The organism is Epilithonimonas bovis DSM 19482 (assembly GCF_900108115.1).
GTDB classification, from domain to species: domain Bacteria; phylum Bacteroidota; class Bacteroidia; order Flavobacteriales; family Weeksellaceae; genus Epilithonimonas; species Epilithonimonas bovis.
Genome location: NZ_FTPU01000005.1, coordinates 110,729 through 126,021, shown reverse-complemented (window position 1 = coordinate 126,021; position 15,293 = coordinate 110,729). Strand labels below are relative to the sequence as shown.

General features: G+C 43.3%; 12 protein-coding genes and 1 pseudogene. All 13 read left to right on the top strand.

Annotated features, from left to right (window positions below; all coding sequences use genetic code 11):
• Positions 1 to 414: 414 nt before the first annotated feature.
• The 13 genes and pseudogenes from hisG (at position 415) to B0B05_RS03615 (ending at position 15,197) form a co-directional block, all read left to right on the top strand.
• Positions 415 to 1,272: an ATP phosphoribosyltransferase gene (hisG, locus tag B0B05_RS03680; protein ID WP_076782132.1), complete on the top strand. Its 858-nt coding sequence runs from the start codon at positions 415 to 417 to the stop codon at positions 1,270 to 1,272.
• A 405-nt stretch (positions 1,273 to 1,677) separates the two neighbouring features.
• On the top strand, positions 1,678 to 2,964 hold the full coding sequence (gene hisD / locus B0B05_RS03675; RefSeq protein ID WP_076782131.1) for a histidinol dehydrogenase: 1,287 nt from the start codon (positions 1,678 to 1,680) through the stop codon (positions 2,962 to 2,964).
• Positions 2,961 to 4,001, top strand: a complete 1,041-nt coding sequence (gene hisC / locus B0B05_RS03670; protein ID WP_076782130.1) for a histidinol-phosphate transaminase — start codon at positions 2,961 to 2,963, stop codon at positions 3,999 to 4,001. Before hisD ends, hisC begins: the two co-directional genes overlap by 4 nt.
• Before the next feature lie 5 nt (positions 4,002 to 4,006).
• Positions 4,007 to 5,101 carry a bifunctional histidinol-phosphatase/imidazoleglycerol-phosphate dehydratase HisB gene (hisB, locus tag B0B05_RS03665; protein ID WP_076782129.1) on the top strand — a complete coding sequence of 365 codons (1,095 nt, stop codon included), beginning with the start codon at positions 4,007 to 4,009 and terminating at the stop codon, positions 5,099 to 5,101.
• 84 nt (positions 5,102 to 5,185) lie between these two features.
• Positions 5,186 to 5,776: an imidazole glycerol phosphate synthase subunit HisH gene (hisH, locus tag B0B05_RS03660; protein WP_076782128.1), complete on the top strand. Its 591-nt coding sequence runs from the start codon at positions 5,186 to 5,188 to the stop codon at positions 5,774 to 5,776.
• A 42-nt stretch (positions 5,777 to 5,818) separates the two neighbouring features.
• On the top strand, positions 5,819 to 6,535 hold the full coding sequence (gene hisA / locus B0B05_RS03655) for a 1-(5-phosphoribosyl)-5-[(5-phosphoribosylamino)methylideneamino]imidazole-4-carboxamide isomerase (RefSeq protein WP_076782127.1): 717 nt from the start codon (positions 5,819 to 5,821) through the stop codon (positions 6,533 to 6,535).
• Positions 6,536 to 6,541: 6 nt separating this feature from the next.
• Positions 6,542 to 7,297, top strand: a complete 756-nt coding sequence (gene hisF, locus B0B05_RS03650) for an imidazole glycerol phosphate synthase subunit HisF (RefSeq protein ID WP_076782126.1) — start codon at positions 6,542 to 6,544, stop codon at positions 7,295 to 7,297.
• A gap of 47 nt (positions 7,298 to 7,344) precedes the next feature.
• Positions 7,345 to 7,941: pseudogene (hisIE, locus tag B0B05_RS03645) on the top strand (bifunctional phosphoribosyl-AMP cyclohydrolase/phosphoribosyl-ATP diphosphatase HisIE); the annotation flags it as partial.
• A 1,708-nt stretch (positions 7,942 to 9,649) separates the two neighbouring features.
• The gene (locus B0B05_RS03635; RefSeq protein ID WP_076782123.1) at positions 9,650 to 10,036 is read left to right on the top strand and encodes a hypothetical protein; all 387 of its coding nucleotides are present in this window, start codon (positions 9,650 to 9,652) and stop codon (positions 10,034 to 10,036) included.
• A 17-nt stretch (positions 10,037 to 10,053) separates the two neighbouring features.
• On the top strand, positions 10,054 to 11,238 hold the full coding sequence (locus B0B05_RS03630) for a thiolase family protein (protein ID WP_076782122.1): 1,185 nt from the start codon (positions 10,054 to 10,056) through the stop codon (positions 11,236 to 11,238).
• Between the two features lie 469 nt (positions 11,239 to 11,707).
• Positions 11,708 to 13,183, top strand: a complete 1,476-nt coding sequence (locus B0B05_RS03625) for an MFS transporter (RefSeq protein WP_076782121.1) — start codon at positions 11,708 to 11,710, stop codon at positions 13,181 to 13,183.
• Positions 13,184 to 13,273: 90 nt separating this feature from the next.
• Positions 13,274 to 14,200 (top strand): mevalonate kinase family protein, encoded by a 927-nt coding sequence (locus tag B0B05_RS03620; RefSeq protein ID WP_076782120.1) that lies wholly within the window; start codon positions 13,274 to 13,276, stop codon positions 14,198 to 14,200.
• 73 nt (positions 14,201 to 14,273) lie between these two features.
• A complete protein-coding gene (locus tag B0B05_RS03615) occupies positions 14,274 to 15,197 on the top strand; it encodes a UbiA family prenyltransferase (protein WP_076782119.1) in 924 nt (307 codons plus the stop codon).
• Positions 15,198 to 15,293 lie beyond the last annotated feature (96 nt).

Below are 15,293 nucleotides of genomic sequence, written 5' to 3'. Positions count from 1 at the left end.
TCCAACATCCATCATCAATTCATCCACCCCGAAAATATTCCTGCCCTTAGCTGAACGAAGTGCCTTTGCGCTCATCAACATAAGTATGATTAAAAAAAAGCCTGGCGCTCCTGGTGTTAAAAAAAACATCCATCCTCCATCATCCATCACCCAACACCCATCATCCATCTTCAAAAAAAATAAAAATAATTGCCGCGGCCTTAATAATTTTTTCTACATTTGTATAACAAAATCGAAAAATGAACTTCATTCAGTTACATCATCATCATTTTCATACTTGCCCTCAAGCGAGCTGATCATGATATGACGTAATAAAAAAAAATAATATCTAATCCCGTTTGAGTCAGTCAGACGGGATTTTTGTTTTTACAAGGCTCAGGTGTGGCGGACTCAGACAGTTAAACAAAAACGGACATGAGTAATCTGAAAATTGCCATCCAAAAGAGCGGAAGGCTTTACGATGAATCCCTGAAACTTCTGAAAGACTGCGGCATCTCTTACAACGACGGAAAAGACCAGCTGAAGGTCATTTGCGATAATTTTCCATTGGAAATTTATTTTCTCAGAAACTCGGATATCCCACAGTACGTAGAAGACTGCGTGGTGGATGTGGCCATCATCGGCTCCAATCTTTTGGAAGAAACAGAGAAAAAAATCGACATTCTCGAATACCTGGGATTTTCAAAATGCCGCGTCTCACTGGCCGTTCCCAAGGATGTGGAAACCAATGATATCAGCTTTTTCCAGGGCAGGAAGATCGCCACATCCTATCCCAATACGCTTTCCAAGTTCCTGGCGAAAAATGGCATCCGGGCTGACATCCACAAGATCTCAGGTTCGGTGGAAATTGCACCCAATATCGGCCTGGCAGCAGGGATTTGCGATATTGTAAGTTCGGGGAGCACCCTTTTCAAAAACGGCCTGAGAGAGATGCAGGCCATCCTGAAATCTGAAGCGGTCCTGGTGGCTAACCAGGCGCTCTCCGAAGAAAAAAAGGCCATCCTCGACCGGTTAATATTTAGGATCAGGGCAGTACTGAAAGCAAAACAAAGCAAATATATCCTGATGAATGTCCCCAACGAAAAGATTGAGCAGGTCTCCAAAATCCTTCCGGTCCTCAAAAGCCCCACCGTTTTGCCCCTGGCAGAAGAAGGGTGGAGCAGTATCCACTCTGTGATTGACGATAACCGCTTCTGGGAAGTCATCGATGAACTGAAACAGGCCGGCGCACAGGATATCCTGGTGATCCCGATTGATAAAATGGTGATTTGATTTAGGATTTTAAATAGGGGATTTAAAAGGTAGGTTCTTGAAAAGAATGATAGACATCCTAACTTAATTTCACACTTAGAAATGTAATATTCCCGCTGATAAGGCTGATTTTATGGATTTTAAATTTAGCATCAGCGTAATCGGAATAATCTGCGGGAATAAAAAATAGTCATAAAGCCTTTTAATAAAGAATATTTGGGATATGACAATATCTTATGACCTCTAAAGAATTGATAATAGATTTTAAAATAAACAGTGGTTATAAGTCTTTATTCTAGTCTCTTTCATCTATTGATTAAAATCCAAAATCTAAAATTAAGTACTGTAAATCCTAATTCGTAAATACAAAAATGTCATGCTGAGGCTCTCGAAGCATTTAAGATAAATTAATTCCATAGCAGAACAATGAACATCTATCAATATCCACAAAAATCCGACTGGGCCGGGATTATCAGGCGCCCCGTTTTGGAAAAAAAGAACCTTCGGGCAACCATTACGGAAGTTTTTGAAAAAGTAAAAAATGATGGCGACTCCGCATTGCAATATTACACCTCAAAGTTTGACGGCGTGTCACTGGATTCTTTTAAAGTTTCTCAGGAAGAAATTGAAAAGGCAAGCAATGAAGTTTCAGATGAATTAAAAGCAGCGATTCAACATGCTAAAAAAAATATTGAAACTTTTCACCGTTCCCAAGAAGAAGAAACTAAGAAAATAGAAACCGTGCCCGGCGTAGAGTGTTGGCGCGAAAGCCGCGGCATCGAAAAAGTGGGCATTTATATCCCGGGCGGCACCGCGCCCTTGTTTTCCACCGTCCTCATGCTGGCAATACCGGCAAAATTGGCGGATTGTAAACAGATTGTCCTGTGCTCGCCGGCTAACAAAGAGGGGGCAATAGATCCTGCCATTTTGTACGCAGCGCAACTTTGCGGCATTACCGAAATGTTTAAAATCGGAGGCTCACAGGCGATTGCCGCAATGAGCTTAGGGACAGAAACAGTACCGAAAGTCTATAAAATTTTTGGTCCGGGCAATCAGTATGTCACCGCGGCCAAAGAATTGGCAACAGAGCTGGGCCTTGCGATTGATATGCCGGCCGGCCCAAGTGAAGTTTTACTAATTGCCGACCAACAGGCGGTCCCGGAGTTTTGTGCGGCGGATCTGCTGTCCCAGGCCGAGCATGGTGCCGACTCGCAGGTGGTTTTTATCTCGACTGATGAAACGGTTTTCAAGGAAACTTTATTGGAGCTTGAAGGTCAGCTGAGCCAACTTCCAAGAAAAGAACTGGCAGCAAAAGCCATTGAAAACAGCCGCTTTATTTTGATGGAGTCCTTGGACGAAGCTTTTGAATTAAGCAATTGCTACGCGCCGGAACATTTAATTTTAGCGATCGCAAATCCCGAAATATGGACCGGCAAAATCCGGAATGCCGGATCGGTTTTCCTGGGGAATTACGCCTGCGAAAGTGCCGGCGATTATGCCAGCGGTACCAATCATACGCTGCCAACCAATGGCTTTGCCAAAAATTACAGCGGCGTGTCCCTGGATTCATTTGTCCGGAAAGTAACCTTCCAAAAACTAAGTGAAAAGGGAATTCAAAATCTCGGAAAAACCATCGAAATTATGGCGGAAGCAGAAGGTTTATTTGCCCATAAAAACGCTGTTTCTGTCCGTTTAAAATCTTTAGAATCATGAGCAAAAAAATTAATATTGAAAAACTGGTTCGGAAAAATATCCTGGATTTAAAGCCTTATTCCAGTGCGCGTGATGAATTTTCCGGTGCGGAAGGTGTTTTTCTGGATGCCAACGAGAATCCTTTCGGATCATGGAACCGCTATCCGGATCCTTATCAGAAGGAACTTAAAAATGAGATTTCGAAAATCAAAAATACCAGTTCTGACAGCCTATTTTTGGGAAACGGCAGCGATGAAGTGATTGATCTCCTGTTCAGGGTTTTCACAAATCCGGGAAAAGATCAGGCTCTCACATTTACTCCAACTTATGGCATGTACGAAGTGGCGGCCAACATTAATGATGCTGAATTGCTTCAAATTTCTTTGGATGAAAATTTTCAGGTTTCTATTGATGAAAATCTAAAAAATACACTTCAAAATTCAGGTTTAAAACTCGTTTTTATATGCTCGCCCAATAATCCGACAGGCAATCTGATTCAACAGGAAGCGGTCGATTTTATCCTGGGGAATTTCAGCGGTATTGTGGTGGTGGATGAGGCTTATATCGATTTTGCAGATCAGGAATCATGGATTTCACAATTAGAAAAACATCCAAATCTGTTAGTGATGCAAACCTTTAGCAAATATTGGGGAATGGCTGGTTTGCGCGTTGGAATGGCATTTTCAAACCCGGAAATTATTTCATTATTAAATAAAGTAAAACCGCCGTACAACATCAGCAGCCTGAATCAGGAAGCCGTTTTGAAAACATTGAAAAATGCTTCTGAAATTAACAAACAATTGGAATTGATTTTAAAACAGAGAGAGCTTGTAATTTCTGCTTTAACTGATTTAGAAATGGTGAAAAAAATCTATCCAACCGACGCCAATTTTCTTTTGGCAGAGGTGGATAATGCCAATGAGTTGTATGATTATCTGGTGAATGAAAAAGTGATTATCCGCAACCGGAATTCTGTCGTGAAAAATTGTGTTAGAATTACAATCGGAACGCCCGAAGAAAATAAAAAACTGATTGAAACCCTTCAAAAATTCGAATAAAAGACATGAAAAAAGTATTATTTATAGACCGCGACGGAACGCTGATTGAAGAGCCAAAGATCGATTTCCAGGTCGATTCTTTGGAGAAGTTGGAGTTTGTTCCCGGCGTCTTTCAAAACTTGGCGAAAATTGTAAAAGAACTGGATTATGAATTGGTCATGGTGACCAATCAGGATGGCCTGGGAACAGAAAGTTTTCCGACTGCAGATTTCGAAAAGCCGCACCGAAAAATGCTTCAGGCCTTTAAAAATGAGGGGATTGAGTTCGAAGATATTATCATTGATGATTCTTTTGAACACGAAAATAAACCGACCCGGAAACCAGGGACTGCCTTACTCGGAAAGTACATTTACGGCAATTACGACCTCGGGAATTCTTATGTTATTGGCGACCGGAAAACGGATGTCCAGCTGGCGGAAAACCTGGGTTCGAAATCGATTTTCTTGGCTGAAGATAATTTTGGAGAAGCGACTTTTACAACGAATTCATGGTGGGAAATTTATCAGTTCCTGAAAGCAGAACCGCGAAAAGCAACCGTCAAAAGAACCACCAAAGAAACCGATATTTTGATTGAAGTGAACCTGGACGGAACCGGAATAGCGGAAATTTCCACAGGGCTTCATTTTTTCGATCACATGCTCGACCAGATCGCAAGGCATGGCAATTTGGATTTAAAAATTAAAGTCAAAGGCGACCTTCAGGTTGATGAACACCACACCGTCGAAGATACAGGGATTGCTCTTGGAGAGGCCATTTTGAAAGCTCTGGGAAGCAAAAAAGGAATCGAAAGGTATGGCTTCTTATTGCCGATGGATGATTGCCTGGCGCAGGTTGCAGTTGATTTTGGAGGCCGGCCGTGGCTGGTGTGGGATGTGGGTTTTAAACGTGAAAAAGTAGGCGACGTACCGACGGAAATGTTTCAGCATTTTTTTAAATCATTTACCGATTCTGCCAGGTGTAACCTGAATATAAAAGCAGAAGGGGAGAATGAACATCACAAAATCGAGTCGGTTTTCAAAGCTTTTGCAAAAGCCGTCAAAATGGCGGTGAATCAGTCAGATTCTAATTTTAATCTGCCATCAACAAAAGGAATGTTGTAAATGTTGGAATGATGATGTTCGATTTAAGTAAAGTCCATCGTAATTCCAGACTCGTAAATCAGAAATCGTAAATCGTAAATCAAAATGATTGCTATTATAAAATACAACGCCGGGAATGTGGAATCCGTTCAAAATGCCTTATTTCGGTTGGGTGTCGAATCCAAAGTGACTGATGATTTTGAAGAAATCAGAAATGCAGAAAAAGTGATTTTCCCCGGTGTGGGAGAGGCTTCTTCGGCCATGCGTTACCTTCGGGATGCCGGTCTGAAGCAGTTGATCCCCACTTTGAGACAGCCGGTTTTAGGGATTTGTTTGGGGCAGCAGCTGATGTGCCGCAATCTGGAAGAAGGCCATGCCGAAGGTTTGGGGATTTTCGACATTGATGTCAAATTATTCCCTTCAGATGATATCGTGCCGCACATGGGCTGGAATAATTTAAAAAACCTCAAAGGACCTCTGATGGAAGGTGTATCAGAAGATGAGAATGTCTATTTTGTGCACAGCTATTATTGCGAAAACTCCAAATATTCGGTGGCAGCATGCGGTTATATTTTGGATTTCGCAGCGGCATTGCAAAAAGAAAATTTTTTCGCCACCCAGTTTCATCCGGAAAAATCCGGAAAAACCGGTACTAAAATATTGGAAAACTTTTTAAAAGTACAAGGTATAAAGTAACTCGTACTTTTTACTTTATACATTTTACATAATACAACAAAAATGAAAATCATCCCGGCCATAGACATCATCGACGGAAAATGTGTCCGCCTTTCCAAAGGTGAATATGATACAAAGAAAATTTATAACGAAAATCCTCTGGAAGTCGCTAAAGAATTTGAAGCCAACGGAATCAAATTCCTTCATTTAGTGGACCTGGATGGCGCCAAAGCGAAACATATCATCAATCAGAAAGTATTGGAACATATCGCGGCCAACACCAGTCTGCAAATTGATTTTGGAGGTGGCATCAAGTCAAAAGAAGATGTGGAACTGGCTTTCAACTCTGGGGCAAAGCAAATTACGTTGGGGAGCATTGCCGTTCAAAATCCTGAATTTTGCCTTGAAATGTTAGAGCAATTTGGTGCAGAAAAAATCATTCTCGGTGCGGATTGTTTAGACCGCAAGATTAAAACCTCCGGCTGGCTGGAAGGCAGCGATTTGGATGTCCTCCATTTTATTTCAAATTATGAAAAGAAAGGAATTAAGAATGTGATTTGCACCGATATATCAAAAGACGGTATGCTGGAAGGGCCATCAACAGGGCTTTATCAGGAGATTTTAACTCAGTCAAAAATTAATTTAATTGCCAGCGGCGGAATTTCCAATATCAATGATGTCATAAAAATGAAAGAAATCGGTTGTTTCGGAACTATCATTGGCAAAGCGATTTATGAAAACAGAATTTCGCTGCAGCAGTTATTAAAAGTAAATAATTAATTGAAAATGCTTAAAAAAAGAATAATTCCCTGTTTGGATATTAAAGACGGGCAAACTGTGAAAGGTGTTAATTTCGTGAACTTAACGCATGCGGGAGATCCTGTGGAACTGGCCAAAAAATACGAGGATCAGGGCGCGGATGAACTGGTTTTCCTGGATATTACCGCGACAGTAGAGGAGCGCAAAACCTTTGTGGAACTCGTTAAAAAGATTGCCCGCGAACTGAGTATTCCTTTTACCGTGGGCGGCGGGATTTCTGCTGTGGAAGATGTCCGGAAATTGCTGAATGCCGGTGCGGATAAAATCAGCATCAATTCATCGGCGGTGAAAAACCCTGATTTAATCCAAGAATTGTCGGAAGAGTTTGGGAAACAATGCATTGTAGTGGCGATTGACACCAGACGGGTGCAGGGTAAAGACAGGGTGCACATCAAAGGGGGCAGGGAAGCAACTGAATGGGAAACTTTAGCCTGGGCAAAAAAAGTCGAAGAACTGGGAGCAGGGGAACTCTTACTCACCTCTATGGATGCAGACGGGACCAAGGCCGGTTTTGATTTGAGGATCACAAAACTGATTGCGGAAACGGTAAATATCCCCGTGATTGCTTCGGGCGGAGCCGGCACAAAGGAAGATTTTGAGGCCGTGTTCGCACAAACCAAAGCAACCGGCGCTCTGGCAGCGAGTATTTTTCACTTTGGTGAAGTGGCAATTCCTGAACTGAAACAGTTTTTAAACCAACAGAATATCGCCGTAAGAATGTAAGCAGATATTGGAATTATTAAATATCGTAAACCAACAATTGTAAATCAAAAATAAAAATGAATATAGATTTTAACAAAGGCAATGGGCTGGTGCCCGTAATTATCCAGGATGACACAACATTGCAGGTTCTCATGCTGGGATATATGAATGAAGAAGCTTTTCAAAAAACGCAAAACGAAGGAAAAGTAACCTTTTACAGCCGTTCCAAAAACAGGTTATGGACCAAAGGTGAAGAGTCCGGGAATTTCCTTTACGTAAAAGACATCAAGGTGGATTGTGATCAGGATACGCTGCTCATCAAAGCAGTTCCCGAAAATGTGGTGTGCCATACCGGAAGTTTCAGCTGTTTCGGGGAGAAAGAAAATAAGGGTTTTTTATATGAACTGGAACAAATCATTTCTGAAAGGATTGATTCAGATGACAAAAATTCCTACACCAATCAGCTCTACAAACGCGGCATCAACAAGGTAGCGCAGAAAGTTGGGGAAGAGGCGGTGGAAGTTGTCATCGAAGCCAAAGACGATAACAGTGATCTGTTCCGAAACGAAGTCTCAGATCTGCTGTACCACCTGTTGGTGCTCCTCAAAGCCAAAAACACCTCTCTTACAGACATAGAAATAGTCTTAAAAAGCCGGAACCATTAAGGCATCATAGAACCCGGCACCCAAAAACCATGATTCCCAATCACCACATTTTTATGTATCGGGAAGTCAGACGGAACCTCAGTTCCCTTGTGCCTTACTAAAATCAAAAAAAACGAATAGTGCCTTTCTGTTAAAAAAGTCATTACGAGAAGTGAGGTACAAACGACGCGGCAATCCCATTCCGCGACTCAAAAAGTACGCTTGCCCTTAGCTGAACGAAGTGCCTTTGCGCCCATCAACATAATCAACATAAAAAAATCTTTGCGCTCTTTGCGTTAAAAAAAACCATCCAACATCCATCACTCATCTTCCATCATCCAACATCCCACATCCCACATCCAACATCCATCACCCTTCACCCATCTTCCAACATCCCACACTTAACATCCTCCCGTCACTTCGGGTGTTTTCCGCAGCAGCGCGAAGGAAAATGTATCGGGAAGCCAGACAGAACCTCAGTTCCCTTTTGCCTTACTAAAATCAAAAAAAACGAAAACGTCATTGCGAGAAGTGAGGCACGAACGACGCGGCAATCCCATTCTGCGACTCAAAAAGTACGCTTGCCCTTAGCTGAACGAAGTGCCTTTGCGCCCATCGAAATAATCAACATAAAAAAATCTTTGCGCTCTTTGTGTTAAAAAGACCGTCCAACATCCATCACCCTTCATCCATCTTCCAACATCCAACATCCCACACTTAACATCCTCCCGTCACTTCGAGTATTTTCCGCAGCAGCGCAAAGGAAAATGTATCGGGAAGTACGCCAGAACCTCAGTTCCCTTGTGCCTTACTAAAATCAAAAAAAAACGAAAACGTCATTGCAAGAAGTGAGGCACGAACGACGCAACAATCCCATTCCGCGGCCAAAAACCACGCTTGCCCTTAGCTGAACGAAGTGCCTTTGCGCCGATCAACATAAAAAATCTTTGCGCTCTTTGCGTTAAAGAAATCCATCCAACATCCATCCAACATCCATCACCTTTCATCCAACATCCAACATCCCACACTTAACATCCTCCCGTCACTTCGGGTGTTTTCCGCAGCAGCGCGAAGGAAAATGTATCGGGAAGCCAGACGGAACCTCAGTTCCCTTTTGCCTTACTAAAATCAAAAAAACGAAAACGTCATTGCGAGAAGTGAGGCACGAACGACGCAGCAATCCCATTCCGCGACTCAAAAAGTACGCTTGCCCTTAGCTGAATGAAGTGCCTTTGCGCCGATCAACATAATCAACATAAAAAAATCTTTGCGCTCTTTGCGTTAAAAAAAACCATCCAACATCCATCACCCATCTTCCATCTTCCAACATCCCACACTTAACATCCTCCCGTCACTTCGAGTATTTTCCGCAGCAGCGCAAAGGAAAATGTATCGGGAAGTACGCCAGAACCTCAGTTCCCTTGTGCCTTACTAAAATCAAAAAAAACGAAAACGTCATTGCAAGAAGTGAGGCACGAACGACGCGGCAATCCCATTCCGCGACCCAAAAACCACGCTTGCCCTTAGCTGAACGAAGTGCCTTTGCGCCGATCAACATAATCAACATAAAAAATCTTTGTGCTCTTTGCGTTAAAAAAATCCATCCAACACCTTTCACCCATCTTCCAACATCCATCACCCATCACCCATCTTCCATCTTCAAAAGCCCTCATTCATCTTTTTGGTTGGTATATCAATTTTTTTTTACATTGCCTTACAGGATTTAAAGATGAAAACACTACAGTTTACAGGGATTATAATCGTCATTGCCGGCAGCTTTTTACCGCTGGTTCATGTCCCCGTCATCGGATATTGGGATTATTGGCATATCGACCATAGTCTGGCAATAACAGCCTGGCTGTTAGCACTGTTGGCGGCTGTTTTGGCCTGGACTGGAAAAAAAACCTGGTTACAGATTACCGCCCTGCTGATGCTCCTGCTTTTTGCGCTGACCATCATGGCCGTCAAAACAAAATCATCTGATTTTTTCAGTTTTGTACCGGTTAAGGCATGGCAAAGTACCCTGGCAGGAACTGTAACATTGTCCTGGGGATGGTTTTTGGAGTTTTTAGGCGCAGTAATCATCTTTTTAACCGCTAAAAAAAGAGTAAAATAAAAAGCAATTATAAAAATATGAAGAACGATGTCGTAATTGTATCAGCAGCCAGAACGCCGATGGGCAGTTTTATGGGCAGCCTGTATGGTGTACCCGCAACCACATTAGGGGTTACTGCGGTAAAAGGTGCTTTAGAAAAAATAAATTTGGATCCCGCTCTGGTTCAGGAAATTTATATGGGGAATGTTTTGCAGGCAGGCGAAGGTCAGGCGCCGGCAAGGCAGGTAGCAATAGGGGCAGGACTGCCGGTAAGTACTGCGGCGACCACTATCAATAAGGTTTGTGCTTCGGGAATGAAAGCTGTAACCATGGGGGCGCAGGCCATCAAGGCAGGGGATGTGGAGATCCTGGTAGCTGGCGGCATGGAGAATATGTCTATGGTGCCCCATTACCTCGACGGCCGCAATGGCGTAAAGTTAGGTGAGATTAAAATGCAGGATGGCCTGCTGAAAGATGGCCTTACAGATGTCTATAACAAGCAGCACATGGGCGTTTGTGCCGAACTTTGTGCCAAAGAAAATAATATCAGCCGCGAAGAACAGGACGCCTTTGCAGTGCAGTCTTACGAAAGATCAGCAGCAGCGTGGGCGGCGGGAAAATTCAGGGAAGAAGTGGTGCCGGTCAGCATCCCGCAACGAAAAGGGGAGCCAGTCCTTTTTTCTGAGGACGAGGAATATAAAGCCGTTAAATTTGATAAAATTCCGGCTTTGCCAACAGTTTTTCAAAAAGAAAATGGGACGGTAACCGCTGCCAATGCCTCTACTTTAAACGATGGTGCTTCGGCACTCATCCTGATGTCGGCAGAAAAAGCAGCCGGATTGGGCATCAAACCTCTGGCCAGGATTGTTTCCTACGCGGATGCCGCAGTAGAGCCGGAGCGGTTTACTACAGCGCCTTCCAAAGCCTTGCCGCTGGCCCTTAAAAAAGCCGGCCTTTCCAAAGACGAGATTGACTTTTTTGAATTGAATGAGGCTTTTTCGGTTGTAGGGCTTGCCAATAGCAAAATTTTGGGTCTGGATCCTGCTAAGGTGAACGTCAACGGAGGCGCCGTATCCCTGGGGCACCCGCTGGGGAGCTCGGGGTCCAGGATCCTGGTAACATTGATTAACGTGCTGAAACAGAATAATGGTAAATACGGGGCGGCGGCTATCTGCAACGGCGGCGGCGGTGCCACGGCAGTGGTCATAGAGAACCTGCAGTAGGCCAGAAAAATGTTAAATCAGCTGGGCGAACGCATTTTCATTATTTTTTGGTGTCGAAAACGAAAAGATATCGCTGATTGTACGAATGTAGCAGAAGATAAATCAACAGTCCGCTCAATCTGTAATAGCTACTGGAAGATTTAAAAAATATAATACCACAATTAACTGAGTATCAAAATTGTTTTTAAGTGCCTTGCCACTGTTAAACTCAAATCCTTCCGGCGTTTCTGAAGAGGCTTAGCTTCTGAGGGCGCCGGAAGTTTTTTTACAGATCCATCTCTTGCCCGGCCCTAAAACTGCCCGTTTTATAAAACAGCGGTTACCGTCACTCGCATGGTACAATACAGCGGGAGTGGAGGATGGTTATGCTGCACGGATCATTGCCGATAAAAATATCTTGATTAATTAAAATCATTAATGATTATTTTATGGATGGTTTTTTTATTTTTGTCCAAATAATTTTGATCTAATGTCAGACAAACATACAAAACCGGTAAAATCAATCAAGAATAATCCCAAGATTATGCGCGCCTGGGCATTTTATGACTGGGCCAATTCGGTTTATTCACTGGTGATTACCTCCACGATTTTCCCCATCTATTACTCGATTCTTACCACTGCCTATGAGAAGGATGAGTATATCAAAGAAACGGGGCAGTGGATCAAGGTGCCGGTCCGCAATCTGATTCATGTTTTCGGTAAGGCCTACCAGCCGGATGCGGTGTATGGTTATTCCCTCACTTTATCCTTCTTTATTGTCGTATTGCTCTCACCGATATTGTCGTCGCTTGCCGATACAATAGGGAACAAAAAATCCTTCCTGCAGTTTTTCTGCTACCTGGGCGCGACCTCCTGCATGGGGCTGGCGATGTTTACAGGGATGGGCACGGTATGGCTGGGATTGCTCTTCAGCGTTACGGCAAGTGTGGGCTTCTGGGGAAGTCTGGTATTTTACAATTCCTTTCTGCCCGATATTGCCACTACAGATAAACAGGATGCCCTTTCTGCAAAAGGTTATGTTTACGGCTACATAGGTTCGGTAATTTTGGTAGTGATCTGCCTGGTACTGATTCAGGTTTGTGCCGAGACTCCCAAGCAGGCGGCCATCTACACGAGAGTCAGCTTTCTGCTGACAGGGGCCTGGTGGTTTGGTTTCTCACAGTATACATTCAGGCACCTGCCGCAGTTTGGCCAGGTCAAAGACCAGCTGCCAAAAGATCTGGTACTGCTTAATTATAAGAATATCTTTAAAAGCCATGAGCAGGAGGGTGGTTTTATGTGCGTGCTTAAGTCTAATATCTATTTTTACATCGATATCGCAAGAGAGAGTTTCCGCGAATTGTATAAGGTGGGCAACCATCTTTTTGGGAACCGGAATCTCAAATATTTTTTAACGAGTTTCTTTTTCTACAGTGTGGGGATGCAGACCATCTTCCTTATGGCCACACTGTTTGGCAAAAGCGAGATCAATATGGCACAGGACAAGCTGATTATGACCCTGTTGCTGATCCAGATTGAAGCGATTGTGGGGGCTTTATTTTTCTCCTGGCTGTCGCGCAAAATAGGTAACAAAAATGTTATCAGCATTGCAGTGGCTTTATGGATCGGCGCTTGCCTGGCGGCCTATTTCCTTAATAAGGAAAATCCGAACGTAGAGTACCAGTTTTATGGGGTAGCTGCAGTGATAGGCCTGGTAATGGGTGGCCTCCAGGCAATGTCGAGGTCCACTTACTCCAAATTGCTGCCACAGGATTCTATGGATAACACCACCTATTTCAGCTTTTATGACGTGCTGGAGAAGATTGCCATTATCCTGGGGACATTTATCTTTGCTACCCTGATAGAGCATTACAATAACATGCGTTTTGCAGCGCTCTCCATGAGTATTTTCTTTGCTTTGGGCTTGGTTTTTATCCGCTTTGTGAAAACTAAATCCAATGAATAAGAGGCCGGTGGACAGTAGTGGCATTTAGGCTCGGAAATTGCAACATAGCAATAGAAAATATTTCGTAATTTTGCATCATCAATACAAGGTATGAATAACCCTCTATTTTACGCTAAAATTCTGCTGTTCGGCGAATATGGTATCATCGAAGACTCTCAGGGCCTTACATTGCCCTACAGTTTTTATAAAGGCACCCTCAAATTCTCTGATTTGGATAATGATTTTGAAATAAAATCCAACCGGTCCCTGCACAGTTATGCAGTGTACCTGGGCAGTCTCAGTTTACCACAGGAGTTTCAGCTGGATGTGGAAGCGTTCAAAAGCGATATCGCCAACGGGATGTTTTTTGACTCCAATATTCCGCAGGGTTATGGCGTGGGCAGTTCCGGAGCCTTGGTTGCTGCGGTATTTGAAAGATATTCGGTGATCAAAAAAAATCCGGATACGATCTCCAAAGAGGAGCTGAAAGACCTGAAAGTGATATTTGGCCAGCTCGAAAGTTATTTTCATGGCAAAAGTTCGGGCATCGATCCGCTGATCTGCTTTATGAACCTGCCGATTCTCATCGAGAGCCGTGAGAGCGTGGACAAAGTGGCGATACCGAAAGAGGAACTGGGGAAAGGTGCCATCTTTCTGATCGATTCGGGAATGACAGGGGAGACCGGGCCTATGATCCAGATTTTCTTTGAAAAACTGAAAAACGAAGGTTTCCGCAAGACCCTGAAAGAGGAATTTATCCGTTACAACAATGCCTGTATCGATGCTTTTCTTAAAAAAGATATGAACCCTTTCTTCCGTAATCTGAAAAAACTCTCGGTGTGGGCTTATGAACATTTTAGGCCAATGATCCCGGAGAATCTCTTCAATGCATGGAAAAACGGCCTCGATTCCAATGCCTACTACCTCAAATTGTGCGGCAGTGGCGGCGGTGGCTATATCCTTGGTTTTGCCAAGGATTATGAGAAGGCAGAGAAAATGCTGGACGGTTTCCATAAGGAAGTGATTTACCGCTTTTAAGAGGATGAATCCAAATAAATCAGGACCCTTTCTGAGTTTCAAACTCCGAAAGGGTTTTTATAAAACACAGTAAATGGCCAACGAAAAAAAACCGGCTTCACGTAATGCCCTTTACCGGATTTCTCAGTTGATGGGTTTTTTATTGGGAGCCCGGTTTTTTGTGGCGGTCCTGCTGACGTTTGCGCTCTACGTTTCTACTTTTTTCCTCTTCAACCGCGAAGAGAGCTTCCGCAATTTTGTCTTCGATTACAAAGTCCATTTTATCATTATCTGCTCGGTTCTCAGCATCCTGGCAGGCGGCATTATCAACCGGTTCTATGACAAGGAGAAGGATCAGCTGATCAAACCCTTCCGCTCGCGCCTGCAGAACTTCTTAAAGGAAAAATACTTTCTCACAGCTTATGTCCTGCTGAACACCATATCATTAGGGCTGGCTTTTTTTGTTTCGCACCGCGTTTTTATATTCTTCCTGGTTTACCAGTTTCTGATGTGGTTCTACAGCCACAAGCTCAGCAGGATCATGGTGGTTAACAATATGACTTTTGTGGCGCTGACGCTGTATCCTTTTTTTGGGATGCTGATCTATTACCAGACTTTTTCTCTTAAGATCCTGTTCCTGGCGGTTTTCCTGTTCCTGATGCTGTTCATCATTGATGTAATCAAGGATACACTCACCAGGAATGCCGATAAAATGTTTGGATATGGTACCATCGCCAACCATTTTGGGTTCTCTAATACACGTTCGGTTTTGCTGATATTGCTCATCATCACATGGGGTGTTTCGGTCATTCTCAGCATCGGCATTGGCTTTAGGAATATCATGGCCTGGTACTTCCTGCTGACGACCGCTGCCATCGGCGGGACAGTCTTCATGCTGTACCGCAACCAGAAGAACGATAAATTCAAATCACTGAATCTCTTGAGGCTGTGGATCTTTGTAGGCATCCTGGCCATGCTACTGGATGGTATCTACCACAAATACCCGTGGCTGATTTAACAGTTTGTTGGAGAAAAAAATGTAATCTTTTATGATTATAATGACCAGGCTTTTGATTTTCGAAAACTATCCATAAATTTTATATGATCCCAGTTA

What these genes read in the sequence shown, in the direction of transcription:
- hisG (WP_076782132.1), top strand. Translation starts at nt 415, where the DNA reads ATGAGTAATCTGAAAATTGCCATCCAAAAGAGCGGAAGGCTTTACGAT.
- hisD (WP_076782131.1), top strand. Translation starts at nt 1,678, where the DNA reads ATGAACATCTATCAATATCCACAAAAATCCGACTGGGCCGGGATTATC.
- hisC (WP_076782130.1), top strand. Translation starts at nt 2,961, where the DNA reads ATGAGCAAAAAAATTAATATTGAAAAACTGGTTCGGAAAAATATCCTG.
- hisB (WP_076782129.1), top strand. Translation starts at nt 4,007, where the DNA reads ATGAAAAAAGTATTATTTATAGACCGCGACGGAACGCTGATTGAAGAG.
- hisH (WP_076782128.1), top strand. Translation starts at nt 5,186, where the DNA reads ATGATTGCTATTATAAAATACAACGCCGGGAATGTGGAATCCGTTCAA.
- hisA (WP_076782127.1), top strand. Translation starts at nt 5,819, where the DNA reads ATGAAAATCATCCCGGCCATAGACATCATCGACGGAAAATGTGTCCGC.
- hisF (WP_076782126.1), top strand. Translation starts at nt 6,542, where the DNA reads ATGCTTAAAAAAAGAATAATTCCCTGTTTGGATATTAAAGACGGGCAA.
- B0B05_RS03635 (WP_076782123.1), top strand. Translation starts at nt 9,650, where the DNA reads ATGAAAACACTACAGTTTACAGGGATTATAATCGTCATTGCCGGCAGC.
- B0B05_RS03630 (WP_076782122.1), top strand. Translation starts at nt 10,054, where the DNA reads ATGAAGAACGATGTCGTAATTGTATCAGCAGCCAGAACGCCGATGGGC.
- B0B05_RS03625 (WP_076782121.1), top strand. Translation starts at nt 11,708, where the DNA reads ATGTCAGACAAACATACAAAACCGGTAAAATCAATCAAGAATAATCCC.
- B0B05_RS03620 (WP_076782120.1), top strand. Translation starts at nt 13,274, where the DNA reads ATGAATAACCCTCTATTTTACGCTAAAATTCTGCTGTTCGGCGAATAT.
- B0B05_RS03615 (WP_076782119.1), top strand. Translation starts at nt 14,274, where the DNA reads ATGGCCAACGAAAAAAAACCGGCTTCACGTAATGCCCTTTACCGGATT.